Source organism: Streptomyces sp. NPDC058796, assembly GCF_042745235.1.
GTDB lineage: Bacteria > Actinomycetota > Actinomycetes > Streptomycetales > Streptomycetaceae > Streptomyces.
In genome coordinates this window covers 92793-117637 of record NZ_JBHYOP010000002.1, presented here as the reverse complement: position 1 = coordinate 117637, position 24845 = coordinate 92793, and the positions used below count along the sequence as shown (strand labels likewise).

20 protein-coding genes are annotated in these 24845 nt (G+C 67.9%); 10 read left to right on the top strand and 10 right to left on the bottom strand.

The annotated features are described in order from the left end of the window. Nucleotides 1-24 precede the first annotated feature (24 nt). The 3 genes from ACFW47_RS05735 (at nucleotide 25) to ACFW47_RS05725 (ending at nucleotide 2099) form a co-directional block, all read left to right on the top strand. Nucleotides 25-768 (top strand): hypothetical protein, encoded by a 744-nt coding sequence (locus tag ACFW47_RS05735; protein WP_386304935.1) that lies wholly within the window; start codon nucleotides 25-27, stop codon nucleotides 766-768. A gap of 134 nt (nucleotides 769-902) precedes the next feature. Next, a complete protein-coding gene (locus tag ACFW47_RS05730; protein ID WP_386304933.1) occupies nucleotides 903-1556 on the top strand; it encodes a hypothetical protein in 654 nt (217 codons plus the stop codon). A 234-nt stretch (nucleotides 1557-1790) separates the two neighbouring features. Then, on the top strand, nucleotides 1791-2099 hold the full coding sequence (locus ACFW47_RS05725; protein ID WP_386304931.1) for a hypothetical protein: 309 nt from the start codon (nucleotides 1791-1793) through the stop codon (nucleotides 2097-2099). 3 nt (nucleotides 2100-2102) lie between these two features. Here ACFW47_RS05725 and ACFW47_RS05720 read toward each other — a convergent pair whose 3' ends face one another. Further along, nucleotides 2103-2699: a hypothetical protein gene (locus tag ACFW47_RS05720; protein WP_386304929.1), complete on the bottom strand. Its 597-nt coding sequence runs from the start codon at nucleotides 2697-2699 to the stop codon at nucleotides 2103-2105. Between the two features lie 107 nt (nucleotides 2700-2806). Here ACFW47_RS05720 and ACFW47_RS05715 point away from each other — a divergent pair, with 107 nt between their 5' ends. The 3 genes from ACFW47_RS05715 (at nucleotide 2807) to ACFW47_RS05705 (ending at nucleotide 5600) form a co-directional block, all read left to right on the top strand. Then, on the top strand, nucleotides 2807-4156 hold the full coding sequence (locus ACFW47_RS05715; RefSeq protein WP_386304927.1) for a putative T7SS-secreted protein: 1350 nt from the start codon (nucleotides 2807-2809) through the stop codon (nucleotides 4154-4156). Next, nucleotides 4153-4902, top strand: coding sequence for a hypothetical protein (locus tag ACFW47_RS05710; protein WP_386304925.1), 750 nt, complete (start codon nucleotides 4153-4155; stop codon nucleotides 4900-4902). Before ACFW47_RS05715 ends, ACFW47_RS05710 begins: the two co-directional genes overlap by 4 nt. 62 nt (nucleotides 4903-4964) lie before the next feature. Further along, nucleotides 4965-5600, top strand: a complete 636-nt coding sequence (locus tag ACFW47_RS05705; RefSeq protein WP_386304923.1) for a hypothetical protein — start codon at nucleotides 4965-4967, stop codon at nucleotides 5598-5600. Between the two features lie 934 nt (nucleotides 5601-6534). Here the strand turns inward: ACFW47_RS05705 and ACFW47_RS05700 are convergent. Beyond that, nucleotides 6535-6675: a hypothetical protein gene (locus ACFW47_RS05700; RefSeq protein ID WP_386304921.1), complete on the bottom strand. Its 141-nt coding sequence runs from the start codon at nucleotides 6673-6675 to the stop codon at nucleotides 6535-6537. A gap of 1234 nt (nucleotides 6676-7909) precedes the next feature. Here ACFW47_RS05700 and ACFW47_RS05695 point away from each other — a divergent pair. Together ACFW47_RS05695 and ACFW47_RS05690 are read left to right on the top strand one after the other, a co-directional pair. Then, entirely contained in the window at nucleotides 7910-8566 is a 657-nt protein-coding gene (locus tag ACFW47_RS05695; RefSeq protein ID WP_386304919.1) for a hypothetical protein, read from the top strand. After that, a complete protein-coding gene (locus tag ACFW47_RS05690) occupies nucleotides 8566-9606 on the top strand; it encodes a hypothetical protein (RefSeq protein WP_386304917.1) in 1041 nt (346 codons plus the stop codon). The genes ACFW47_RS05695 and ACFW47_RS05690 overlap by 1 nt, the downstream gene beginning before the upstream one ends. A gap of 1100 nt (nucleotides 9607-10706) precedes the next feature. Here the strand turns inward: ACFW47_RS05690 and ACFW47_RS05685 are convergent. The 5 genes from ACFW47_RS05685 to ACFW47_RS05665 all read right to left on the bottom strand — a co-directional run bounded on the left by ACFW47_RS05685 (nucleotide 10707) and on the right by ACFW47_RS05665 (nucleotide 14122). After that, complete coding sequence (locus ACFW47_RS05685) at nucleotides 10707-11312, bottom strand: hypothetical protein (RefSeq protein ID WP_386304915.1); 606 nt, start codon at nucleotides 11310-11312, stop codon at nucleotides 10707-10709. After that, complete coding sequence (locus ACFW47_RS05680) at nucleotides 11309-11971, bottom strand: hypothetical protein (protein WP_386304913.1); 663 nt, start codon at nucleotides 11969-11971, stop codon at nucleotides 11309-11311. Before ACFW47_RS05680 ends, ACFW47_RS05685 begins: the two co-directional genes overlap by 4 nt. 32 nt (nucleotides 11972-12003) lie before the next feature. After that, a complete protein-coding gene (locus tag ACFW47_RS05675) occupies nucleotides 12004-13326 on the bottom strand; it encodes a hypothetical protein (protein ID WP_386304911.1) in 1323 nt (440 codons plus the stop codon). A 72-nt stretch (nucleotides 13327-13398) separates the two neighbouring features. After that, on the bottom strand, nucleotides 13399-13713 hold the full coding sequence (locus ACFW47_RS05670) for a hypothetical protein (RefSeq protein WP_386304909.1): 315 nt from the start codon (nucleotides 13711-13713) through the stop codon (nucleotides 13399-13401). Nucleotides 13714-13822: 109 nt separating this feature from the next. Next, the gene (locus ACFW47_RS05665) at nucleotides 13823-14122 is read right to left on the bottom strand and encodes a WXG100 family type VII secretion target (protein ID WP_073725395.1); all 300 of its coding nucleotides are present in this window, start codon (nucleotides 14120-14122) and stop codon (nucleotides 13823-13825) included. Nucleotides 14123-14414: 292 nt separating this feature from the next. On the opposite strand from ACFW47_RS05665, the gene ACFW47_RS05660 reads away from it, so the two are divergent. Continuing rightward, nucleotides 14415-19073, top strand: a complete 4659-nt coding sequence (locus tag ACFW47_RS05660) for an FtsK/SpoIIIE domain-containing protein (protein WP_386304906.1) — start codon at nucleotides 14415-14417, stop codon at nucleotides 19071-19073. A gap of 68 nt (nucleotides 19074-19141) precedes the next feature. Here the strand turns inward: ACFW47_RS05660 and ACFW47_RS05655 are convergent, their stop codons facing one another. From ACFW47_RS05655 to ACFW47_RS05645, 3 genes are all read right to left on the bottom strand, one after another. Further along, nucleotides 19142-21442 carry a PQQ-binding-like beta-propeller repeat protein gene (locus tag ACFW47_RS05655; protein WP_386304904.1) on the bottom strand — a complete coding sequence of 767 codons (2301 nt, stop codon included), beginning with the start codon at nucleotides 21440-21442 and terminating at the stop codon, nucleotides 19142-19144. A gap of 149 nt (nucleotides 21443-21591) precedes the next feature. Further along, nucleotides 21592-23295 carry a protein kinase gene (locus ACFW47_RS05650; RefSeq protein WP_386304902.1) on the bottom strand — a complete coding sequence of 568 codons (1704 nt, stop codon included), beginning with the start codon at nucleotides 23293-23295 and terminating at the stop codon, nucleotides 21592-21594. A 91-nt stretch (nucleotides 23296-23386) separates the two neighbouring features. Beyond that, a complete protein-coding gene (locus tag ACFW47_RS05645; protein ID WP_386281867.1) occupies nucleotides 23387-24235 on the bottom strand; it encodes a menaquinone biosynthetic enzyme MqnA/MqnD family protein in 849 nt (282 codons plus the stop codon). A gap of 292 nt (nucleotides 24236-24527) precedes the next feature. Here ACFW47_RS05645 and ACFW47_RS05640 point away from each other — a divergent pair, with 292 nt between their 5' ends. Further along, nucleotides 24528-24731, top strand: coding sequence for a cold-shock protein (locus ACFW47_RS05640; protein WP_004984723.1), 204 nt, complete (start codon nucleotides 24528-24530; stop codon nucleotides 24729-24731). The last annotated feature ends 114 nt before the right edge of the window (nucleotides 24732-24845 follow it).

The following is a 24845-nucleotide window of genomic DNA, read 5'->3' as shown; positions in this document are numbered from 1 at the left end:
CACCCCCACCGCCAAGGAGCCCCAATGAAGCGCGCCGCCCCGGCAGCCCTCGCCGCCCTGTCCGTCCTCTCCCTCGCGGCGCTCACCGCCTGCGGCGGGGACTCCGGCCCGGACGCGGACTCGGCGGAGAAGCCGGCAGCGACCGCATCGCAGGAGAAGCGGCAGGCACCGGAAGAGCGGCTGAAGCAGCTGGTGATCGCCGAGGCGGACGTCCCCGGCATGAAGGTGGATGACGCGGACGTCGCGAGCTCCGACAACAGCGAGTTCGCCTTCGCCAAGTCGCCGCAGGAGGTGACGGTCGAGAAACCCGTCTGCGCTCCGCTCGCCCACGCGATGAACCAGCTCCCCCTCGGCGAGCCCCAGGCCGACGTCACGCGTTCCGTCAGCTCGTCCCTCAACGAGCCCTTCACGTACGTGATGCTCGCGACGTACGAGTCCGGCAAGGCCGCCCCCGCCCTGGCCGGCCTGTCCGAGGCCGTGGACGCCTGCACCGGCGGTTTCACGGCCAAGGCGAACGGCAACACCAGCGCGTACGACTCCGTGTCCGCCGAGCAGCCCGTGGCGAAGGCCGGTGACGAGTCGCTCGCCTTCCGGGCGACGCTGACGTTCCGGGACGCCACCCACACCGTGCACACCCAGGCCGTACGCAGCGGTGACGTGGTCGCCGTGTACTTCTCCGTCGACGGCATGGCCATGGTCAACGCGAGGCCGAGCGACGCGAAGCTGTCCGCGGCGGTCGTGAAGGCGCAGAACGCCAAGCTGGGCTGAGGGAGGGCGGTTTCGCAGCGGTGAAGAAGCCGTCAGTAGAGTCTCGCAGGCGAGAAGTCCGCTCTGGCGAACGCGATGACCCCACGACTACCTTCAGACCACTTGACCCAATCTTTGTCTCACGGGAGTCCACTGTGAAGCGCCGTTCTCCGCCTGTCGCCACCGCGGTCGCTGCAACAGCAGTGCTGCTCCTGACCGCCTGCGGCGGCGAGGGCGACGAGTCCAAGGACGAGAAGATCGCCGGCGCGGACACAGGGAGCTCGCCTTCTGCCTCGGCGCCGAGCGCAGCCGCGTCCGACTCAGCGAACCGTCCTGACATCGTTCTCCCGGACGGCGTCAAGGACGTCTTCGAGAAGTGGGAGACAGGTGACGCGACCAAGGACGCCGTTCTCTCCGACGCGGCGCGAGCGCAGACGGCGATGAACGACGCGATCACGCAGGGCAAGACAGACACCCCCGGCCTGACCTTCTACTACGAAGGCGAGGCTCTCACCACGTCCGTGAAGTGGGTGCAGAAGTGGCTGGACGCCGGGATCACCTACACCGGCACGACCCGGTACTTCAATCCCAAGGTCGAACTCTTCGACGACAAGTCGGCAGGCGTCTCATTCTGCGCCGATGAGACGAAGGCCTACAACAAGGACCGTGAGACGGGAAAGGTCGACAAGGCTCCGGCCACAGACGATTCCTACGTCCTCTACAACACCCGACTGGAAAAGAACGACAAGGGTGTGTGGCAGACGACCGACGGTACGTCCGCCCGGGGCAGTGAGACGTGCGTTCAGTGAGGAAGGCCGGACTCGTGACGACGGCGGGGTTGCTCGCCTCCGCGTGCGTGCTCGCCACGGCCGGCAGTGCGGTCGCCAAGGATCCCGGCGGGTCCCAGTTCGATGTCGAAGGCAACAACGACAAGGACGGCGGCCAGACGCTCGAGTCGCGCATCGTCTTCACCGGAACCACTGGAGGGGACGGCCAAGAACCCCAGTCGATCAATCGCCGAGCAGCATACGGAGCATCCGCACATGTCGTTCCTGAAGTTCTTTTCCGACGATGTCAAGGAGATGGCCCGCACCTTGGAGAACAGTGGCAGCCGCATGAAGGAGGCGTCGAAGCAGATGTCGCAGGCTGACTCCAGTCAGGTCGGCCACTCCGGGTTGCAGTCCGCGTGCGACGACTTCGCCGACTCCTGGGACTACGGCTTCGGACAGCTGTCCAAGTTGACGAAAGGCGTATCCAAGTTCGCCAACAAAGCGTCCGACGAGTTTCTCAAAATGGACCAGGCGCTTTACGACGAACTAAAGAAGTCCGGCTCGACGGGCAAGGCGTCCTGATCTTCACACTTCGACTCGCGGAGGCCATTCCACGCCCGCTGCGGACAGACACGCGAGGTGCTTCTTCCGCCTGCGGCGGGTCACACCGAGACCGACAAGGTAGAGCACGAAGAATGCGCCCCACACAGCCGCTGCGATGAGAACGTTCCTCACCGTGTATCCGGGGAAAATGAGGAAGATCGCCAAAACAATCGGCAGAATCAGGATGTTGCTCAGCACGCGCGGGTTGTACCGGCCGCCGGCATCTACGACCATCTGCGAATACAGCAGATCGACTTCGCGCCGCGCCTCCGGTACCGGAGTCAGACCGAGACCCGGCCGCATACCCGGCAGCGCGTTCCGGGCGGGAGCCGAAGGGGTGGACCCCATAAGGGCAGCAGCGCGCTCGCGGGCGTCTGCTGTGCGCCGGAACAGGAAGTACGGGTTGTTCAGCGCCGCATTACCCGGAGCATGCCCCAGGTAGCGGTAACCGAAGCTCTCCGCCACGTATGCGAAGGCCGCGAATTTCTTCATGCCGGGGAAGCGGGGTCTGACCGCGAACTCATGCGCCTCTTCCGAGACCGCCTTCATCAGTTCGCGCACAAGATGCCGTTCGTCCATGGCCGCCTCCTCCTTCGGCTCGTACAGGGCCGGGGCCCTATCGTGACATACAGCCTCCGCTGGTAACTTACCGGTTCAGCGAGTACAGAATCACGGGGAGAAGTCCGATGAGTTCCGATAAGTACCCGAATCTGGGGTTCGATCCAGCGCCGGGCGATATCGAAGCCGTACGGGACCTGGTGAAGGCGGTGAGCCGTGTCACCAGTGGCAGCGACACGGCTCAGACGGAACTGAGCAAGATGGGAACGGCGGACGGAATTTGGGCCGGCAAGGCCGCGACGGCCTTCCAGGACACCTACTCGGCTGTCCCTCCGTACCTGAAGAAGGCTCTGGGGTCGCTCAACACCGCCCACCGGGCCCTCGGCAGTTGGGAAACGCAGCTGGACGGGTTCCAGGCACGGGCAAGGAAACTGGAAGAAGAGGCGGCGGAAGCAGCTCGCAAGATCAGCTCCGCCCAGGCCGCGATGGATTCCCTTCCTTCGTCCACCTTGGGTATGTCGGAGAAGGACGAGAAGAAGCACGAGAAGGAATCCAAGGAGAAGAAGGACTCCCTCGTTTCCGCCAACAGCGAGCTGTCCGCGATCCGCAGCCGGGCGCACACGCTCCAGACCGAGCATGGGCAGGCCGCCTCGGACGTCACCCGTCTCGTCAAGGGTGCCGCTGATGACGCACCGCCCGAGCCCGGCTGGTTCGAGGAAGCGCTGGACGCGGTCGGTGATCTTCTCGCGGACGCGTGGGACACCATCACCGATCCGAACTTCTGGAAGCTGATCGGCGACATCCTGGCCGACATCGCCCTGGTGGTCGGCGTCCTCGCGATCTTCTTCTCCGGCCTCGGTGTGGCCGCCTTCGTCATCGCGGGACTCGCACTCGCCTTCCACTTGGCGGCCAAGGCCGGTGGTGCCGATGTGACGTGGGAAACCATCGCCTGGGACGCCGTCGGCGTCTTCGCCGGGGGTCTCAGTCTGGCGGGATCGGCGCTTGCCCAGTCCGGTCGCGCTCTCGTCACCGCGGGCCGAGAGCTGCGGCTGTCCTCCGGTTTCATGAAGGCCCTCGGTAACGTTCGGTTCGGCAACATACTCAACGGGCTTCGCGGAATCCCCAGCGGTGTCGCCAATTCCGCGCGCGGTCTGAGCATGGCCGGTAAGGGGTGGACGTTCGTCGCCGCCGGCACCGCCGTCGACAAGGCGGCTACATGGGCGGGAGCCGCTCTGGCGGTCGGTTCCAACATGCACAGCGGGACGTGGGACCAGGGCCGGTGGACGGACGGCGAGTTCAAGATCGGGGACATTCCCGTGGTCGGACCCTTCATGGACTACTTCGGGCCGGTCGACGAGGACAAGGCCGTGGCGCCCGGTCCGTCACCCTCCACATTCGACGCTCCGACCGCTCTCAGCTCCTCGGGCAGTACCTTCACCAAGCAACTCGATCCCTCGCAGATGGGCACGGCGGCATGAGTGCCGTGGCTCACGGCCGGTTCGAAGACGTGGAGCGCAGCACGGCAGCGCCTTTCCACTACGCCTTCCACCACGACGTTCCGGACGAGTTCGTTCGCCTCCCGGAGCCGACGGCCTCGGAGGGCTGGCGCCAAGCCATGGCCGAATTGCTGCCCGGGGCGGAGCCGGAAGCGCAGGACGCGGCCAGTGAGGGCCTCCGCCGTCAGTTGCCGCTGCTGACTGCCAGGGAAAACGTGCTCCTCACCGCCATGTGTATCGGCACCGAGGAGGTGGACGGTGGTGAGCGCCTGTCCATGGGCTTGCTCGCGGTCACCGTGCGGCCGAGCGGTCACAGCCCGGCCCAACGCCTCTTCACCGCCGAGGGCATCTACCAGGCGACCGTGAGGAAGTTCTTCTCGGACGTCGCCGAGGATCGAGTGGAAGAGATCAGCTTCCCGCTCGGAGAGGGGCTGCAGGGTCCGCAGGACATGGCGCTGGCCACCAAGCTGCCATGCGGTCCGGGCGTGATGTCGACTTCGCTGCGCACCCTCCGCCTGCCCGCTCTCGAAGCCGGAATCGCCGTGCCGCCTCTCCCCGTGGCCTCTTTGCAGTTGATCGTGCCCGCACCCCACAGCTACTGCGTGTACGTCACGATCTCCACGCCCTCGGTCTTCCTCCTCGATTCCTACAGCGCTCGCCTGGCACACATCGGACGGTCTCTCAGGTTCGGCGAACCATCTGCGGACGTCGAGCCGACGAACCACTGAGCCTACTTGTCACTGGCGTACACCCGCCATGCGATGTCCAGAGAGTCGTCCCAGGAGGCCCGATGTTCCTGCAGCGTCAACTGGAAGCACTGCTACGGGACAGTGCGCAAGGTGCCGAACGGCATGCTGCTCGCAATCTGCAGCGGTCATGGCGCAAGTTCGCGGCCTTCGCCTATGTCGCCGAGCAGTACGGATACCGGTACGAAGGGCTCTCCTCGACCTCCCCCGAGGGGAGCCCGAACCCGTACTTCTCGTTTCGACGTTTGCCAGACACGCTGGAGCGAGCCGCATGGGTCGCTCAGCACTGCCCCACCGCGCCACAAGGGGGCCAGTTGCCCGGCATGCGGCCCGGCGGCAATCGCCTGCGTCCGCTGGCCGAGGCAAGGCGTGACGTCGAGCTCCTGCACGCCCGCATCATGGTCGACTACAGCCGGACCCACAGACAGCGAGGGCTGACCGCTCTCTTGGTCATTCCCCTGGTCATGCTCATTCCGCTCTCCCAGACAGGCCTCACACCCCGGGCACTCCTCGTCTGCGCGGTGATCTGGTTGCTCTTCGCCGCGCTGTTCGCGACCGGCCTGTACATCGCCCGGCGCAGGTACTCGAAGTACGGGCGCATCCTCCAGGAGGCCGGCGTCGACTGGCCACCGAACGTCGGTGCGCTTCACGTCGATACAGATGCCGACAACGCCCTCTGAAGGCCATCTCTGGCCTCAGAGGGACAAGGAAACGGCACCCTCCGCGTATCTGCACTCCCGGCATCCGGCTTCACGCACGACCAAGTTCCGCCCCTCGGTGTACAGCCGAGTCCGGCATAGGACGTCATGCCCATGCGGCGGCATGTCTCCTGGGCGTATCGCCGACTCGTCAGGCTGTTTCAGCACACCACCTCGCCCTGGTTGCTCGGACAACAGTCACCCTCTCGCCGGAAGCGGGGTGGTCCGCATGGCCCGGACCGCTTCGTCAGCCAATTCGGTGATTAGCCTGGTAAGGGAGCCTTCTCCCAGGTAACCGTGACGACGACGAGACTCTCCATACTGGTTGGGAAGACGGCGTACTTGATGAACTCGGTCGGCTTATGGCGGAAGCCGATCATCCGCTTGACTTTGAGCATCGCCTGGACGCGCGCGGCGGGGCCCGCGGCCAACTCGATGTGCCTAATGGCGGTACTCCCGCGATATCCGTGTTTGTCCGCAGAAGCAGCGGGATGACTTCTGACGGGCCGGGGCGGGGTACCCCCCCCCGTCGCCGTACGAGTCGACCAGAAGGAAGCCAGGGCCTCCCCGCCTCGGAGCATCAGTCTTGCCCGGCAGGCTACTGATCAGGAAGGAGACCGGCGCGATGTGACGCGAGAACCACCGCATGCTCCCAAGGGCAAGAACCAGCACCGGCACGCCCACAACCAGATACAGGACCAGCTCGGTCATGTCCCGCTTCCGGGTCCGGACGTCCTCGTCGGCCCTTTCCCCGTCCGGCACCTGCTCACTCCCCGCCATACTCACGATCCCACCTGCTCTGCCGCACCCCGCCCCAGGTGCCCATCACGACGGCCATCACGAAGAGGGTCCCGAAGAACCCTCCGTACGAGCTGCCGCCCGGGTCGTCCGTCGGACTGGCGACGCCTTCAGGGTCTTACCGCACACTCAGCCGGTCGCCCTTCGACACCCAGGCATGGCAGCCGTCACCCTCGGAGAGCGAGTGCGCGAGCTGACGCCGGTCGACCATACGCAGATCACGGTGGTTGGTGCCGCTGTCGTCCATGCGCACGCCCACGACGTCTCTCCACGCGCCCGGTCCGCCAACGCTGACTCGTCGCCGGCGGCGTTGCTGAACACCCCCATGACAACCCCGGCCATCAACGGCACGGCCCGCTGCCACGCCATCTTCCGTTTCTTGCGTGGCACCCGTCGCAGGAACAGCACTGGCGCCAGCGACGAGGCCAGCGGGAGCACGAGGACCGCCAGGAGCAGCGCCCGACCGATCCGCCAGCTCAGTCCTGGCTATGTCCGCTGCCACGTGCCCCTCGCCCCTCAGTCACACCGCACGTCCGAGGGCCACACTGACCAGCGCGGCGCCGTCGCCACCTCTCGCGACAGCCCGGGCGACGGTCCAAATCAGACGCGACCCGCGTCGGGCGTCGGGGAAGTCCCCGTATCGATCTCGCACCGCTCACCGGAGGCCGGCGTAAAACTGACCGACTCGCCGTACGGCACCTCGATAGCCCGCCCTCAGACCCGCCACCGCCTGGTCGAGGAGCCGCCCTTGCGATTCGCCCCCGCACCGCCACCCCACTTCACCGAAACCCTCGACGGCAACGTCTCCCGCCCCGTACGCCCCTACGTCCTGGCATCGCCCAACCGACGGCACCCAGCCACTTTCGGCGTCGGCGTCACCGTGGGTCACAACCCCGACAACGCATACGTACCGGCGGCCACCCGATGACCCGCCCCGCCCGGCGCATGTGCGCCCGCTGCCAAGGCACCAAGGACGACCCGGTCCTGGTCCACGAGGTCCACGCCGCCACAGGTCCCGGCTTCAACGTCTACGCATGCGCGGGGGGGGCGCCCCGCACTACCCGCCGATGTCGGACTCACTCGAGGTCCTCGACGCCGCCACCCGCCGCCGCTCCCACCTGACGAGTCCGCGTCTGCGACGCCGGCACGGACGGGACCTCGACCGACTCCACTCCCAAGACCGAAGTCCACACCGGCGACCCCACCGGGCCAACCCCCTGCGCACGGGCGCACCCGCCCTGTGAGTACACAAGGTGCCGACTGACCGCGTAGCAAGTGGAGCACTCACAGGATCCGCCACGGCTCCGGTGGCAGCACGTTGCTGCAACCGGAGCCGTGCCCATCTGGGCACGATCAGAACACAATGCCACGCCACATCGACTCAGAGATCCGAAATGCCCGGTTTCCGGGACTAGTTCGCTCTGGCGACACCAGCAACCTCATCGATACCGTCAGTGTTATTGACTGCACCTCTGTCTCACGGGGAGTCCACTGTGAAGCGCCGCTCTTTGCCCGTTGCTTCCGCGCTGGCCGCGGCAGCGGCACTGCTGCTGACGGCCTGCGCCAGTTCAGACGGCAACGCGAAGTCCGACGAGGAGATCGCCGGCGCCGACACCGGTGACACCAAGCAGTCGGCCTCGCCGACCGCGCAAGCCACCGATACCTCACAGCGCCCGAAGGTTGCGTTGCCGGACGACGTCGCGAACGTCTTCGAGGACTTCAAGAGCGGAGACGCCACCGAAGACGCCATCCTCACCGACACTTCACGCCGCATCGACGCGTTGACCTACGCCATCACGCAGGCAAACCCGGACGAGTCGGCGCTGGGCTTCTACTACAAGGGGGACGCGCTGCTGGGCGCCGCTGATTGGGTCCAGGAGTTCGTGAAGGCAGAAAAGTCGATGACGGGCGAGACTCGCTACTTCCAGCCGAACGTCGACGTGTACGCCAAGGGAAAGGCAACGCTGACCTATTGCGCCTTTGAAGGCAAGGCGTTCGTCAAGGACCGTAAGACCGGCAAGGCAGAGAAGACCCCGGTCACCGACGATTCGTACCTTCTCTACTCCACGCGCCTGGAGAAGAGCGACAAGGGCGTGTGGCAAACAGCCGTGCTGAACTCCGAGAGGGGTAACGAGCAGTGCACTCCGTAATGCCCACCCGCCGATGGCTTGCCGCTTCTTTCGGCGCTCTCGCCTGTCTCACCCTGCTCGCCTCGCCCGCGTACGCCGACGTGAATCTCGGCAACGGAAACGAAGGAGCGCAGGTTGAGCAGGAAGGGTCGAGCAGTGGAAAGACGCTCGAGTCCCGGATCTCGTTCAGTGGGTCTGTCAACGGCAGCACCGGCGGCGTCTCAGGGAGCCTCGCACCCGTCGGGGATTGGACTCCGCCAGCCTGTTGGTACGAGCCGAGATCGGCCGGTGAGTTCGCGAAATACATAGAGAACATGTATGAAACCACTGTCAACACTCCTGGCCAGCACAGCTACGCCAAGACCAGCGCCGGCGAGACTCGGGACAAATACAAGGACGGAGAGTACGAAAACTACAACCTCGATAAGAAGGACGAGGGCAACTGGTGGGTCGCTGTCCGGGACGAGGACCGCTGGATGGAGCCAGAGGCCCAGGTTTGTGACGAAGAGCCCTTCTGGGTGGAGAACGGGGCTGCTCCACCGGTTGAGAACGCGGTCACGCCAGAGGTGCTTGCCGAGCTCGCCTACAACCGCATACAACTGCCGACCACCGAGGTGACACTGGCTCCCGCCGGTACCACCAAGGTCAATCTTCCGACCTGGGCATGGCTGGACAAGGCGAAGTTCGAGGAGGTGTCGGTCACCGCGTCACTCAACGCCGGCGCGGTGAACATCCAGGCCACCACTACCGCGACTCCCGTGTCGCTGACGCTGAAACCAGGCACCGACGACGCCGAGACTTACCCCGCGTCCGGTGAATGCACGATCGACGATGCCGGATCGATCGGTGAGCCCTACGCGAAGGGCAAAGCGGACGAGACACCGCCGTGCGGCATCACATACCTCCGCTCCTCTGGCGACGGCACGTTCGACCTCCAGGCCTCCATCACCTGGGAGATCGCCTGGACCGGCACCGGCGGCGCGGGCGGCGACCTGCCGGACGGCACTTTCGGGAACGCACAGGCCATCACGGTTCAGGAAATCCAAGCGGTCAATCGCTGATAAGATTCTGAACCGAGGAGAACAATAAATACCACGGGTCACCTCTTCGACGAGGGCTGAAAGCTGCGGCCGCGGCAGCTCTTGCGGCACTGACACGCACGCGGCGAAAGTCCACAAACACCTGTGCCACCCGCTCCTATCGGGGCGGGAATACAGTGCACTTGGTGAAATCGGTCAGCTTGCGGCCGAAGTCGAGCATCCACTTAATCCTGGCCATTGTGTGGATATGTGCGGCGAGGCCTGCGACCAACTCTAGATTGGTGATCCGGAGGTTAACCGTGATCTCTGCGTTTCTCCACTACAGAAGCGGGAGATGACCTCTGCCGGACAGCAGGCAGAATGCGAATTGGTCACCTACTCGGGTACCGGTTGGGGGGAAGTGCCAAAGTTGACTACCGCCCGGCAGTAGCGCGACGACTCTTCCCTTTGCCCTTCTTACGAAGCTTACGCAGACGCTCCCGCTCCCGCTCCCGCTGCTCTTCAATGGCGGTGCGGCGCCAGCGATAGTAGAGCCAACCCGCTCCACTCGCCACGACCACATAAGCGAGCATCGCTGAACCTGCACCGGGAACATACTCACAACCCGGCTCGTACGAACGGCAGTTCCTCCCGGGTAGGCCGCTGATCAGGAAGGTGATCGGTGTCAACACAGCCACGCCACAGGCAACTCGGATTACGGCGCGCGACGCTCGCCGCAGCCCACTCGTGTCAATCGCGCCGAAGCGGTCGAACCAGCGCGACAGAACACCGGCCCATCCGACAAGACTGACCAGTCCCAGCACGGCTCCGACCGCCCAGGAGCCGCCGGGCATGTCATATACAACCGACGCAACGTGACGCGAGAACCACCGCGTGCCCCCAACGGCGACAAACAGCACCGGTCCGCCTATCACCAAGTACAGAAGCAGTCCGGCCTTGTCCCACTTTCGGAGTGCAACGTCCTCGCGCGACTTATTCCCAACCGACACCGGCACTCCTCCCACCGTACGCATGCCCCCTAATGGCGCGCTAGGCCCCAGTTGCACTCATTACTCGTCCACGTACTACCGACATGACCACCACTCCAGCCGGTGGTCACTACCCGGCTCACTCAGCGCAGATCATCCCCAGTGCAGGGTCCCCGCCACGGTGTCGAACAGCTCCACCATCTGGTCCGCAAGCTGATCGACCGGCGTCGAGAAGTTCAGCAGCAGCCAGCGAGTGGTGGCGGGAATCGGTACGTAGTAGGTCAGAGTCGTGGTCGGCAGCGTGTTGCCCGACTGCCGTGCGGGGTCGGGTGCTTCGCGGCGACGATGGCGTACGGCCCTGCCCGCAGCGGCCAATTCCGCCACGCTAATCTCTTCGTCGCGGCGGCGGTCGGCCAAGTGCTCAGCCAGTGCTGCGGCATCCGACGTCTCGGGCCACTCACCGGGCCCGGGAACACTGATGAGGAGTGAGGACGCCAACGGTACGGGGCCGACGGCCATCGTGGAGAGGTAGAGCTCCGTGCCCCCAACCTGGTAAGCGTCCTTCGCCTTCCGCTGGAGGTCCTGCATGAACTGCTTCTTGAGGTGCGGGGCGTTGTCCTGACCGCGAAACGTCAGCTCGGCGAGTGCCACGATGCCGCGGTCACGTTCCTCTGGATCGAGTGCGAGTTGGAACCAGCCGTCCGGGACAACAACGTTGTAGTCCGTGGGCGGTGAGGAGAACTGGTCGGCCGCCTTCATTCCGTGCCTCCATCGGCGGAAGACGAGGCGCCTCCAGTCGAAAGCGGAGTGATCCGCATGGTCCGGACCGCTTCATCGGCCAGTTCGGCGATCTGTTCTGTGAGGGCGATCTTCTCCCAGGTCACCGTGACAACCACGAGGCTCTCCATGTCGGCAGGGAAGATGGCGTACTTGATGAACTCGGTCAGCTTGCGGCCGAAGCCGAGCATCCGCTTGACCTTGAGCATCGCCTGGATGCGCACGCAGGGTCCTGCGGCCAACCCGACGTGAGTGATCTGGGGCGTGCCCGTGACCTCCGCGTTTCCCCACTGCAGAAGCAGCGGGACAACCTCTTCCGGGTCTGGACGGGGTACGCCCTCGTCTCCGTACGAGTCGACCGTGAGGTTGGCCAGAGCTTCCCCCGCCTCGGAGTAGTACACCGCCGCGAGTGTAGGCAAGTCGTCGTTGAGGTCCACGGCTCGCTCGACCATGTCGTCGAAGACCGCGCTCTTTTCGATCTCGAGGCCGAGCGGATTGAGCTGGTTCACGACCTCCGTGGCCAGCGCCTTGGCCTCGGCCTTGGTCCCGTCGCGCAGCGTGAGATCGATCCAGCCGGGTTGGAACTCAAAGGTGCACTCGAAGGTCTCATCTAGCGGAGCGGGCTCGTCCGATGCGGTCATGCTCGGTCCTTTCGTACGGGTACGGTCGGGGCTCAGCCGATTCCGACCATCTTCTGGAGGTTTCCATCCAGACTCAGCCCGCCCAGCGTAATACCGGCCCCGACGACGGACAGACGACTGGCCGTCTTGGATATCTGATTGATGGCGTTGGCATCGAACTGGCTACCCAAGGACGCAGTTCCCATCTTGACCGATTTCAGATCGGAGGCGACACCGGGATCAGCCATAGAGAACGATTTGGGCAGTCCCTTGAGGGCACTTCCGTCACCACGCAGACTCAACTCGTTCTTGGCAGCGCTCCAGTTCCCGCTGCCCGGCTTCAACGTCTTCAGGTTCTTCGCCCATGCCGCCTTGGAGAAGGGCTCCGTGAAAGGTTCCTTGAGTGACTTCAGGACGTCACCCTTCCCGATCTTGACGTCCTTGTAGGCCGCCCGGCGAAGATTCTTGTTGGCCCGGCTCACCTGACGCGCAGTCCGCGCCGCTCCGGCCTTGCCGAGCCGCCCCAGTGTCCCCTTCGCGAACTTTCCTGCGATCTTAGAGAAACCCTTGCCCACGCCCATCATGAGGAAGCCGAGGGCCGCCATCCCAACGTCCATCCAGTCAGCGTTGCCCTGAGCAACCTGAACCAGTGTAGCGACGAAATTGATGAGCGTCGCGATCATGGCTATCGCGCCCAGCACTCCGGCCAGAGCCTGTCCAATCACCGGGATCCAGCCAACGAGCAACGACAAGATCCCGCACACTGTGGCGACCCACGATGTGATCGTCGCGATGTCGTCAACCAGGGTCTCCCAGAACCCGTCCTTGAGAGAGTCGTGGTTGATGACCGCGTCTATAGACTCCCGAGCGCGCTTGGCGGCGTCGTCACGGATCCGCTTTGCGTCGTTGATCTTCTCGCGCGCTGCGTCGATCTCGTCGCCGGCCGCCTTCCTCTTCTCCTCGAGTTCCTTGCGATCCTTGTCGACGGCGTCTTTACTCCGGTCCTTTCCCGAAAGACTGTCGAGGCTCTTCTGGGACGCACTCTTCCGCTCGTCCGCGTCCTTCGCTTCCTTGAGCGCGGCGTCGGCGATTTCCTGAGCCCGGTTTAGATCGGAGGCGTAGTTCCGCGGGCTGGCCGTCACCTTGTCTTGGTATCCGCCACCCACTTCCTCGACCCGCGTGCCGATCGCCGTGGCAGCGGTGTCGTATCTCTTGAAAGCCGCCTCAAGCTTCTTTACGTTACCCGAGGCCTTCTCGCGGAATTCCTTGCCAGCCTTACTGTCCCAGGCGTCTACCTCCGCGACGGCCTTCAGGTTGCGGACCTGCCGTTCGAGCTCGTCCGCTGTCTTGCGTAGTTGCTTGCCCAGGGACGCCATACGGTCCGCGTCTCCAGGAACAGGGTCGCTGTCCGCAACCGGATGCCAGTCGCGTGGCCTTCCCGCCATCAGTCAGCTCGCCTTCTCCGGGTCCTGGGCATCACGTAGCGCCTGAGCCAGTTGGTGATCGATATCCTCATAGGCCTTACCAGCAGCCTTGGCGATCTGCGCCAACGCGTCGACCTCCTCGGTCAACCTCTTGCGGCTGAGCTCCCAGTTGCCCGCGAAGTCCTCGAATGTAGCGGCCAGTTCACCGTTCCCGAAGTCGTCCTCGTACTTGCCACTCAGATCTTCAAGGCCGTCGAACGCCTTCTTAATATTGCCGAGCCCTTTACCCATCCCCTTGATCACTTCAAGATCGAGCCGCTGATCGCTCTCGCCGGCCACGGCGCCCCCTTTGCCCACCTACCAGCCTGCCGACACCAAGCCGCAGGCGACCTGGTGTGACGGGTTAGTGATGCCCCGTCACACCGGGTCTCGCCGCCTGTGCTCCGGCTCAGCCCTTGGCGCTCTTCGCCAGCTGCTCGTCCAGGTCCTCGTACGCCTTCTTCGCGTTGGTGAGGAACTTGGACAGGCCCTCCAGGCCCTTGACGGTCTTGGCCGCGCCCTTGGTGAAGTCCTTGATGGACTCGTCGTAGGCGCCGGAGGCCTTCTGCGTGGTGAAGCCGTTGGCGACGAGTTCCTCGACGCCCTTCTCGATGGCCTTCAACATGTCTTCCATGTCGCCCATCGCCTTGATGAGGTCGTTGGCCTTCTTCTCCATCTCGGCGTATGTAAGGTCTGCGTCCTTGGCCATGACGGCTCTCCCTCCCTCTGCGGTTGCCGCAGGGCCTTCCCCCGTGGCTTGACTGGCGCGGTCCGTCCGGTCGTCTGCCGGCGGTCCGCACGAGCAAAGATCTTACGGGTGGGGCTGTTGGGATGACAGGGATGCCTGGCGAGGGAAGCGTGAACCAGTGCGCGTCCCGGGCGGGTCCGTGCCGGCGGTGGCGGTGCGCATCCCGTTGCACAGGGGAAAGGTGCGACGGCTAAGGTCGCTTCACTGTGTTCAGCGTTCCGGGGGCGGCCTCAGCCCAGCGAGGAGGACGAACGTGCGCCTGAGTCTGACCGTCGTCGACCCGATCGGCGGGGCCAGTGCCGATGTGGTGCTCGACGCCGATCCGGAGTCGTCTGTCGGCGACATAACTCGGGAGCTGGCACGCCATGTCGGTGTTGCCGGTGGTGCGGAGATCATCCCCATCGGCGGGCGTCCCGGTCCCGGCGGCGCACCGCAGGCCTTCGTCGACGGCTACGCCCTCGATCCCGAAGCCAACATCGTCAGCTCACCGCTGCGCGAGGGCGCAGTCGTCAGCCTGCACGATCCGGCCGGCTGCGTGGCCGGTGAGCCGACCGGTGTCGTGGAGTTCCGCGTGGCCGGCGGCCCCGCCGCCGGTGTCGTGCACCGGCTAGGCGTTGGCCGGTACGACATCGGCAGCGGACCTGCCGCGCACATCCGCATCGACGACCCCGAACTCGCCGCGCGTGCCGCGACTCTGTCCATCGCGATGGACGGCACCTGCGACGTCACCCTTCACGGCATCGAGAAGCAGAACACCGGGGGCGGGGAGGATGGGAAGAGGAAGAAGAGGAAGCGGAAGGGGGAGGAGGAGCGGAGTACGGGGGAGAAGGAGCGCGACAGCAACCACCCCCGGCTCGACGGCGACGACTTCGACGGCGGTACCTGGCCCCTCGGCTCCCAGCTCGCCCTCCGGAACACCCTTCTGGAGATCGACGCCTACTCCCCTCCCAACGCCGCCCTGAAGTGGTCCGAAGACGGAGCCGGGCTCGACTACAACCGGCCTCCGCGACTGCGCCCGGCGGAGCGTGAGACGCACTTCCGGCTGCCTACTCCGCCCAGGGACTACGAAGCCCGGCCGCTGCCCTGGCTGATGGCACTGTTCCCGCTGGTGGGCGCGGTCGTTTCCGTCATGATCTTCGGGCGCTGGTACTACATGATCATGGCTCTGCTGAGCCCGGTCATGCTCTTCGGCAACTACTTCATGGACAAGAAGCACGGGCGCAAGTCCCATGCTCAGCAGGTCAAGGAGTACAAGGAGACCAAGGAGCGGATCGAGAAGGACGCCCAGGACGCGCTGCGGCTGGAGCGGCTCGAGCGGCGCAGCACCATTCCCGATCCCGCCTCCGTGCTCGCCTTCGGCACCGGGCCCCGTACCCGGTTGTGGGAGAGGCGGCGCACGGACGCCGACCATCTGCTTCTTCGGGTCGGCACCGGCCGCGTGCCGTCCGAGGTCGTGCTCGACGATCCGGAGCAGGACGACCACAAACGTCAGGTCACCTGGGACATCGAGGACTCGCCCGTCGCGCTGCCGCTGCAGGACCTGGGCGTCATCGGCATCGCGGGGCCCGGCGACTCGGCACAGGCACTCGCGAGATGGACCGTGGCGCAGACCGCGGTGCTGCACAGCCCGATGGATGTCCAGTTCTACGTGCTCACCGAGAACCACGCGCAGCCGCGCTGGGACTGGGTCCGCTGGCTGCCGCACGCCCGCCCTGTGAACGGCCAGGACGTCAACGTGATGGTGGGGACGGACTCCGAGACCGTGAGCGCCCGGGTCGGTGAGCTGACGCAGTTGCTCGACGCCAGGCAGAAGGCCCTGAAGGAGAACAACCGCAGTGGCGCCGGTCCCGCCTTCTCCGACCCGGACATCGTCGTCGTGTGGGACGGGTCGCGTCGGCTGAGGTCGCTGCCGGGCGTCGTACGCCTCCTGCGGGAGGGGCCGGCGGTCGCCATGTACGCGATCTGCCTGGACGAGGAGGAGCGCTTCCTGCCCGGCGAGTGCCAGGCCTTCGTCGTCGCCGAGCCGCTGCGCCACAGCGACACCGCCACCGCCACCGCCACCGCTCAGCCCAGCAACTCCTCGCCTCAGCCCGCTGCCGGTGGCTTTCCCTCCTTCCAGGCCTGGCACCACGGCGCCCAACAGGCCCAGCAAGCCGCCGAGCGGGCTCCCGAACTGCGACTGCGCGTCGAGCAGACCGGCGCCCGGCGCAGGTCCGGGGTGCGCCCCGATTTCGTCTCCCCCGCCTGGTGCGCCCGGCTGTCCCGGGCGCTGTCGCCCCTGCGCGACATCAGCGGCGAGACCGAGGACTCCGCGCTCCCGTCCTCGAGCCGGCTCCTCGACGTGCTCCAGCTGGAGCCCCCGACGCAGGAGGGCGTCGCCGCGCGCTGGCGCATGGGCGGCCAGTCCACCATGGCGGTCATCGGCGAGTCGTACGACGGTCCCTTCGGCATCGACATCCGGCGCGACGGCCCGCACGGACTCATCGCCGGTACGACCGGTTCGGGCAAGTCGGAGCTGCTCCAGACCATCGTGGCCGCGCTCGCCGTCGCCAACACGCCCGAGAACATGACGTTCGTCCTCGTCGACTACAAGGGCGGGTCCGCCTTCAAGGACTGCGTCAAGCTCCCGCACACCGTCGGCATGGTCACCGACCTCGACGCACACCTCGTCGAACGCGCTCTGGAATCGCTCGGCGCGGAGCTGAAGCGGCGCGAGCACATCCTCGCCGCCGCCGATGCCAAGGACATCGAGGACTACCAGGACCTGTCACGCCGCGACCCGTCCCACGCGCCCGTCCCCCGACTGCTCATCGTGATCGACGAGTTCGCGTCCATGGTGCGCGACCTGCCCGACTTCGTGACGGGTCTCGTCAACATCGCCCAGCGAGGCCGCTCGCTCGGTATTCACCTCCTGCTGGCCACCCAGCGGCCCAGTGGTGTCGTGTCGCCCGAGATCCGCGCCAACACCAACCTCCGGATCGCCCTGCGCGTGACCGACGCCGGTGAGTCCACCGATGTCATCGACGCTCCCGACGCCGGTCACATCGCCAAGAGCACTCCGGGCCGCGCGTACGTCCGCCTCGGCCACGCCTCCCTCATTCCCTTCCAGTCCGGCCGGGTCGGTGGCCGCCGCCCGGGTGCCGCCGACCCGGCCGCGCTCGCCCCGTGGGCAGGGGAGCTCTCCTGGGAGGAACTGGGGCGGGCGGGGCTCGCCAAGCCCAAGTCGGAGGCGCGGGAGGACGACGAGATCACCGACCTCAAGGTCCTGGTGGACGCCATCCGGGAGGCCAACGCGGCCCTCGGCATTCCGGCCCAGCACTCTCCGTGGCTGCCCGCCCTGGACGAGTCTCTGCTGTTGGACGACATTCCGGAGGTGCGCGGCCAAGGGGCGCTGCCCGCGGCTCCGTACGGCGTCGCGGACCTGCCGGCCGAACAGGCCCGCCGCCCGGTGGCCGTGGACTTCGCCACGTTCGGGCACCTGCTCATCGCCGGTGGCCCGCGCAGCGGTCGCTCGCAGGTGCTGCGTACCGTCGCGGGCTCCCTGGCCCGCACCCTGTCGAGCGCCGACGTCCATCTGTACGGCATCGACTGCGGCAACGGCGCCCTGAACGCACTGACCCGGCTGCCGCACTGCGGCGCGGTCGTCAGCCGCAATCAGCAGGAGCGGGTCATCCGGCTCTTCAACCGGCTCACCGGTGAACTCACCCGGCGGCAGGACCTGCTGGCGGAGAAGGGCTATGCCGACATCGGGGAGCAGCGAGCCGCCGCGGCCGAGGACGAGCGGCTGCCCCACCTCGTGGTCTTCCTCGACCGCTGGGAGGGCTGGCTGCCCACGCTCGGCGAGTACAACCACGGCGACCTCACCGACCAGGTGATGGCGATGATGCGCGAGGGCGCGAGCGTCGGACTGCACCTGGTGATCGCCGGTGACCGCCAACTGCTGACGGGGCGGATCTCCTCCCTCACCGAGGACAAGTACGGTCTGCGCCTCGCCGACCGCGGCGACTTCTCGCTGCTGGACATCAACGCGCGCAAGATCCCCGAGGAGATCCCGCCCGGCCGCGGCTTCGCGAGCGGGACGGCGATCGAGACCCAGTTCGCCCTGCTCGCCGAGGACACCACCGGCCAGGGGCAGGCCGCCGCGCTCGTCGCGATCGGCGAGGCGGCGACCGCCCGCGACGCCGGTCTGCCGCGTTCCCGCCGCCCGTTCCGCGTCGACGTCCTGCCCAGCCGGATCTCCTTCGCCGACGCCTGGGCCATGCGCGACCCGGTGGCGAGCGCCTCCCCGCTGTGGTCGCTGGTGGGTGTCGGCGGCGACGAGCTCACCGCCTTCGGCCCCGACCTCGCCCAGGGTGTCCCGGCGTTCGTGATCGGCGGGCCCGCGAAGTCCGGACGCAGCACGGTGCTGCTGAACGTCGCGCGCTCCTACCTCGCCCAGGGCGTACGGCTGATCCTGGCGGCACCCCGCCCGTCCCCCCTGCGGGAACTGGAGGGGACGGAAGGTGTCCTGAAGGTCTTCACCGGCCGGGACATCGACGAGGACGAGATGGAGGAGCTCATCGAGTCGGCCAGTCCCGAGCAGCCGATCGTCGTCCTGGTCGACGACGCGGAGGTGCACGACGACTGCGACGCCGAGGACATCTTCAAGCGCATCGTCGAACGCGGTGTGGAGGAGGGCCTGGCCGTCGTCATCGCCGGTGACGAGGAGGAGATCTGCGACGGCTTCTCCGGTTGGCAGGTCGACATGAAGAAGGCGCGCCGAGGCATCCTGCTGTCTCCGCAGGACAGCTCCGCGGGCGAGCTGATCGGCATCCGTACCAACCGGAGCATGGTCGGCGGCCAGATCACTCCGGGCAAGGGCATGCTGCACCTGGGCAGTGGGGAGCACACGACGGTCACGACGCCGATGTGACGGGTACCGGCCGTCCGGAAACAACGACGGGCCGCGGGAACGAGGGTTCCCGCGGCCCGTCGTCCTCGCTACACCGCCGGCAGCGCGTAGACCTCGTGGCCGTGCGTCGCCAGCAGCCGGTTGCCCGCGACGGCGATCTGCCACGGCTCACCGACGGCCTTGCTGTCGGTGTACGTCCAGCGGAGCTTGCCCGTCCTGGTCTCCAGGGCGACGATGCCGCCGTCGACGGAGCCGGTGGCGCCGTACAGGGTCGAGCCCACGCGGAGGAACGACTCCGGGCCCTCGACGTCCAGTTCGTCGCAGAGCCAGGTCCGCTTGCCGGTCTTGACGTCGACGGCCCACACGCCGTCGTCGTGGTCGCTGACGTAGAGCACGCCGTCGAAGACCGTCGGGTTGTCGAAGCCGCGGCGGCCGGCCGGGGTGAGCGTCCAGACGGTGCGGCCCTTCTCCACGTCGACGGCCTTGAGTTCGTCGCCCGGGAGGAAGACGAGGCCGTTCGCCACCGTGGGCTGCCAGGACCACTCGTCACCGATCTTGCGGGTCCACACCTGGCCGCCGGTGGCGGTGTCCCGGACGGTGAGGTTGAGGTTCGAGTCGGCGTAGACCAGGTACTTGCCCGAGGCGGTGCCCTGGACGTCGTAGTCCTTCGTGCCCCAGTCCCGGTGCTGGACCCACGCCGCATTGCCCGTGGTGTGGCTGACGGCCGCGACGGCCGTGCGGTACTCGGTGGCGCTCTTCGACTGGCCGTGGTCGGTCGCCGTGACGTAGACGTTCTTGCCGTCGACGGCGATCGTGTCCTCGACGGACAGCCGCTTGCCGAGGCGGCTGCGCCAGGCCTCCTCACCGGTCTTGACGTCGTAGGCGACCAGGGCGCCCTCGTAGTCGCCGTCGGCGAGGAACACCTTGCCGCCGTGGAAGAGGAGCCGGGCTCCGGGCCGGCAGATGCCCGCCCTGGTCCAGCGGGCCTTGCCGGTCCGGACGTCGTAGGCCACGAGCGGGTCGCCGCTGACCAGGAGCAGTCCCTCGTGGGTGAGAAGGGGTACGCGCGTGCTGGTGCTGTCCTCCTTCGCCGACTCGTGCCACAGCGGCTGCGGGGCCACCCCGGCGGGCGGGGTCGTGAAGTCCTCGCCCGCGGGCCGGGCAGCGCCGCCCTTGCCGGGAGCGTCCGCCGCCTCGTCGGAGGCGCCGTCCCCGGAGGCGAACAGCCACCCGCCGCCGGCTCCGGCCACCGCGACGGCGGCCGCGGCGCCGAACGCCAGGCCGAGCGCCCGCCGCCGGGAGCGGTCCGGCGCCGGCGCCCCGCCCGCGCCGACCCGCACCGTGCCGGGGAGGGGGGCGCCGTGGCCGGGTGACGGTGCCGGCGTACCACCGGGCGGCGTGCCGTATCCGGCAGGCGGTGTCCCGGCCGGCATCGTCGGTGCCGGACCGAACGCGGACGCCGCCTGCGCCGGCGGGACGTTCGCGGGTGCGTCGGGTGCCTCCAGGTCCAGGATCCCCGCGGCGTGGGTCGCGATCGTCGAGGCCACCGCCGAAGGCAGCCAGTCGTGCAGGGCGGCGTCGACGCCCTGCCCGGCCAGCGCGGTCACGATCTCCGTGGGCGCCGGACGCTGCGCCGGGTCCTTCATGAGGCAGGCCCGGATCAGCCCCAGCAGGGACGGGGGTACGCCCGTCAGGTCGGCCTCGCCGTGCACGACCTGGTAGAGCAGCGAGGCGTGCGAGGCCGCGCCGTCACCGAAGGCGCCGCGCCCGGTCGCCGCGAAGGCGAGCACGGAACCCAGCGAGAACACGTCACCCGCCGTGCCGACGTCCTTGCCCGTCGCCTGCTCCGGCGACATGTAACCGGGAGAGCCGACCACCACGCCGGTCTGGGTCATCCGGCTGCCGTCCACTGCCCTCGCGATACCGAAGTCGATGAGGCGCGGTCCGTCGGCCGCCAGCAGGACGTTGGACGGCTTGAGGTCGCGGTGGACCAGGCCCGCCGCGTGGATGTCCTGGAGGGCGGCGGCGAGTCCGGCGGCCAGCGCGCGGACCGTGCGCTCCGGCAGCGCTCCGTGGGCCGCGACCACGTCCGTCAGGTCGGGACCGAGGACGTACGACGTCGCCAGCCACGGCAGGGGCGCGTCCGGGTCGGCGTCCACGACGGGCGCGGTGAACCGGCCGGAGACCGCCCTCGCGATCTCGACCTCGTGCCGGAAGCGGGCCCGGAAGTCGCCGTCCGCCGCGAGGTCGGGGCGGACCACCTTCACGGCGACCGTACGGCCGCCCGGCGACCGGGCGAGGTAGACGCGTCCCATGCCACCGGCGCCCAGTCTGCGCAGGAGGCGGTAGGCACCCAACTCCGTCGGATCGTCCGCTTGCAGTGCGTCCATGGCCGGCCTTCCCCCTCGTCAAGCGTTGGCGAACGCCGCGCCTCGCACAGGGACGTTCGCTGTCGCAGACACAGTAGTGACAGGGGCGGCTGCGGCTGGCGCGGGGGGACGCCGGCCCGACGGCCCTCCCGCGCGCCGGACGCGGCCGGCTACTCGACCCTCGACAACCGCGCCCTGGGCCGCCCCGAGTCCTCGCTGTCGGAGGTGTACTGGAGGTCGTCGCCGACCGGGGTGAGGCGGACGGTGTGGAGGGCCTGGTTGCAGACGTTCCGGTTGCCCTCGGCTCCCACGGCGCCGGCGACGATCTGCTTGTCGGTGACCTTCTTCAGGGTCAGTACGTCGTCGCAGGTGCCGCCGAAGAGGTCGGTGTGGCGCAGGGTGCCCAGTTCCTCGCCGACCGCGGCCTCGCGGACGGTCAGGCGGAAGGTGCCGAGCGGCAGGTTGCCCTCGACGGCGACGGCCTGGCCCTCCCAGGTGCCGACGTAGCGGTCTGGGACGGATGCCGCGCCGCCGCCCGCTCCGGGGTCGGACGGTGCGGTCGCCGACGGGGTGGAGGAGCCGCCGTCCGCGGTGTCGTTGCTCCCGCCGCCCGGCAGCAGGTCGAGGACGAACACCGACCCGACCGTCACCGCCGCCAGCGCTCCGGCCACCGCGAGCGCCACCGTGCAGCTGAGCCGGCGGCCACGGCCGCCCTCGCCGGCCCGCGTGGAGGTGGCCGCGACGGAGACGGAGAGCCTGCCGGGCGGGCGGTCGCCCTCGCGCGGGGCCGGGACGCCGGTGCCGGGCGCCGTCGGGGCGGGCATCACCGGCGGGGGCCCGAAGACGCCGGGCGCCGCACCGCCGCTCACCCCCGGCGCCACACCACCGCTCGCGGGCCGCGCTTCCGGCTCCGGCTCCGGCGCCCTCACCGACGGCCTGCTGAAGCCCACCGGCCCCGACACCGCCCCCGACGGGTCCTCCGTCTCCAGGTTCAGCAGCTGTACGGCGCTCCGGCTGACCCGCTCCACCAGCGGTCCCGGCAGCCAGCCGCCGGACACCAGGCGGGCCGCGCCCTCGGGAGCGAGGCGCCGGGCCACCTCGCCGGGGGCGGGGCGGGCGGCCGGGTCCTTGGCCAGGCACGCGGCCGCCACGTCCCGCACCTCCCCGTCCAGGGTGCCGAGCCGCGGCTCCTCGTGGACGACCTTGTAGAGGAGCGCGGCCGAGGAGTCCCCGGGGAAGGGCGGCTCGCCCGTCGCCGCGTACGCCAGTACCGCGCCCAGGGAGAAAACGTCCGCCGCGCCCGTGACCCCTTTGCCGAGGATCTGCTCGGGGGACATGTAGCCGGGGGAGCCGATCGACACGCCGGTCGAGGTCAGGGAGGCCGTTCCGTCCGTGGCGCGGGCGATGCCGAAGTCGATCAGGAGGGGTCCGTCGAGGGTGAGCAGGACGTTGGACGGCTTCACGTCGCGGTGGACGAGCCCGAGGTCGTGCACGGCCGCCAGCGCCTCGCCCAGCCCCGCGCCGAGCGCCCGTACCGAGTGGTCCGGCAGCGGGCACCCGTCCGCGACCGCCGCCGTCAGGGACGGGCCGGCCGCGTACGCCGTGGCGACCCACGGGACGCGCGCCTCGGGGTCGGCGTCCAGTACGGGGGCGGTCCAGGCGCCACCGACGCGGCGTGCGGCATCCACCTCGCGCCGGAAGCGGGCGCGGAACTCCTCGTCGAGCGCGAAGTGGGGGTGCACGATCTTCACGGCGACCGTGCGGCCGCCGGCGCTGCGGCCCAGGTAGACCCGGCCCATGCCGCCGGAGCCCAGCCGGCCGAGCAGCCGGTAGGGGCCCACGACCGTGGGCTCGTCGACGTCGAGCGGCCGCATGGCGTCCACCCCTCCCCCGTACGCCAGTACACAAGTACGCCAGTACCTGCCAGCAGGGTAGTGCGCCGCCCCGGGAAGGCCCCCGCGCCTGTCAGGGCTGGAGCAGCTCCACCTTCACGTCCGCCGGGAAGCCGGTCGTCGGGCCCACCCGGCGGGCGAACTCGGTGACCGCCTCGAGCTGCGGGCCGCCGAAGCGGAAGTCGAGGGTGGTGAAGTACTTCGCGAGGGTCTTCTCGTCGAAGGCCTCCCAGCGGGCCGCCTGCTCGGCGACCTTGTCGACCTCTTCCAGGGAGAGGTTGCGGGAGGCGAGGAAGGCCTCGTGCACCTTGCGGGTGATCACCGGCTCGCGTTCCGCGTAGTCCTTGCGGGCCGCCCAGACCGCGAAGACGAACGGCAGGCCCGTCCACTCCTTCCACAGCGCGCCCAGGTCGTGCACGGCGAGGCCGTAGCGCGGGCCGTCGATCATGTTCGCGCGCAGCGCCGCGTCGCCGATGAGGACGGCCGCGTCGGCCTCCTGCATCATCAGGCTCAGGTCGGGCGGGCAGGTGTAGTAGTCGGGCGTGACCCCGAAACGCTCGGCGAGCAGGAGCTGGGCGAGGCGGACGGAGGTGCGCGAGGTGGAGCCGAGGGCGACGCGGGCGCCGTCCAGCTTCTCCAGCGGCACCTGCGAGACGATCACGCAGGACATCACCGGGCCGTCGCAGCCGACGGCGATGTCGGGGAAGGCGACCAGGTCGTCTGCGTTCTTGAGGAATTCGACCAGGGTGACGGGACCGATGTCGAGATCGCCCTGGACGATCTGCTCGCTGAGCTTCTCCGGGGTGTCCTTCGTGAGCTCGAAGTCGAGGAGCGTTCCCGTTCTCGCGAGCCCCCAGTACAGGGGCAGGCAGTTCAGGAACTGGATGTGGCCGACGCGCGGCCGGGTGCGAGAATTGTCCACATCGCGAGGCTAGCCCTCCCCCCGTTTCCGCCGGTCGTCGGCCCCCGGCGTCAGCCGAACGGCCGGATGGTTCAAACATTCGGGTGAAGTGATCTTGGCCTCTGTTGCGCCGGGGGGCCTGCGTGCTAGGCTCACAGCAAGTTGCAGTTTGGTTTCCCTTGCAGTACAGAGCCTGCGGAGCATGTGACCGCGGGCTCTCGTCGTTCTCAGACGTATGCAGTTGTGCGGCATTCACAGTCTTCACACTTGCTGGTTCTGGAGCAGGGCAACCCTTTGGGCCCAAGGAGGGCTTATGGCTACCGGAACCGTGAAGTGGTTCAACGCCGAAAAGGGCTTTGGTTTCATCGCCCAGGAAGGCGGCGGCCCCGACGTCTTCGTCCACTACTCCGCGATCAACGCGACCGGATTCCGGTCCCTCGAGGAGAACCAGCAGGTGTCCTTCGACGTCACGCAGGGTCCGAAGGGCCCGCAGGCGGAGAATGTCACTCCTGTCTGATCGACAGCAGTACCCAAGGAGCCCCGCGCCGGTTTCGGCGACGGGGCTCCTGCCCTTTCGGCGGGGCCGGCGCCCTCATGAATTCCCGGTGAATCCCGGTGCTGTCGGTGGCAG

Bases quoted from the DNA above. Each gene is read 5' to 3' on its own strand.
- ACFW47_RS05710 (WP_386304925.1), top strand. From the start codon at position 4,153: ATGAGTGCCGTGGCTCACGGCCGGTTCGAAGACGTGGAGCGCAGCACG.
- ACFW47_RS05655 (WP_386304904.1), bottom strand. From the start codon at position 21,442: ATGGACGCACTGCAAGCGGACGATCCGACGGAGTTGGGTGCCTACCGC.
- ACFW47_RS05680 (WP_386304913.1), bottom strand. From the start codon at position 11,971: ATGACCGCATCGGACGAGCCCGCTCCGCTAGATGAGACCTTCGAGTGC.
- ACFW47_RS05705 (WP_386304923.1), top strand. From the start codon at position 4,965: ATGTTCCTGCAGCGTCAACTGGAAGCACTGCTACGGGACAGTGCGCAA.
- ACFW47_RS05640 (WP_004984723.1), top strand. From the start codon at position 24,528: ATGGCTACCGGAACCGTGAAGTGGTTCAACGCCGAAAAGGGCTTTGGT.
- ACFW47_RS05725 (WP_386304931.1), top strand. From the start codon at position 1,791: ATGTCGTTCCTGAAGTTCTTTTCCGACGATGTCAAGGAGATGGCCCGC.
- ACFW47_RS05715 (WP_386304927.1), top strand. From the start codon at position 2,807: ATGAGTTCCGATAAGTACCCGAATCTGGGGTTCGATCCAGCGCCGGGC.
- ACFW47_RS05650 (WP_386304902.1), bottom strand. From the start codon at position 23,295: ATGCGGCCGCTCGACGTCGACGAGCCCACGGTCGTGGGCCCCTACCGG.
- ACFW47_RS05675 (WP_386304911.1), bottom strand. From the start codon at position 13,326: ATGGCGTCCCTGGGCAAGCAACTACGCAAGACAGCGGACGAGCTCGAA.
- ACFW47_RS05685 (WP_386304915.1), bottom strand. From the start codon at position 11,312: ATGAAGGCGGCCGACCAGTTCTCCTCACCGCCCACGGACTACAACGTT.
- ACFW47_RS05720 (WP_386304929.1), bottom strand. From the start codon at position 2,699: ATGGACGAACGGCATCTTGTGCGCGAACTGATGAAGGCGGTCTCGGAA.
- ACFW47_RS05690 (WP_386304917.1), top strand. From the start codon at position 8,566: ATGCCCACCCGCCGATGGCTTGCCGCTTCTTTCGGCGCTCTCGCCTGT.
- ACFW47_RS05665 (WP_073725395.1), bottom strand. From the start codon at position 14,122: ATGGCCAAGGACGCAGACCTTACATACGCCGAGATGGAGAAGAAGGCC.
- ACFW47_RS05735 (WP_386304935.1), top strand. From the start codon at position 25: ATGAAGCGCGCCGCCCCGGCAGCCCTCGCCGCCCTGTCCGTCCTCTCC.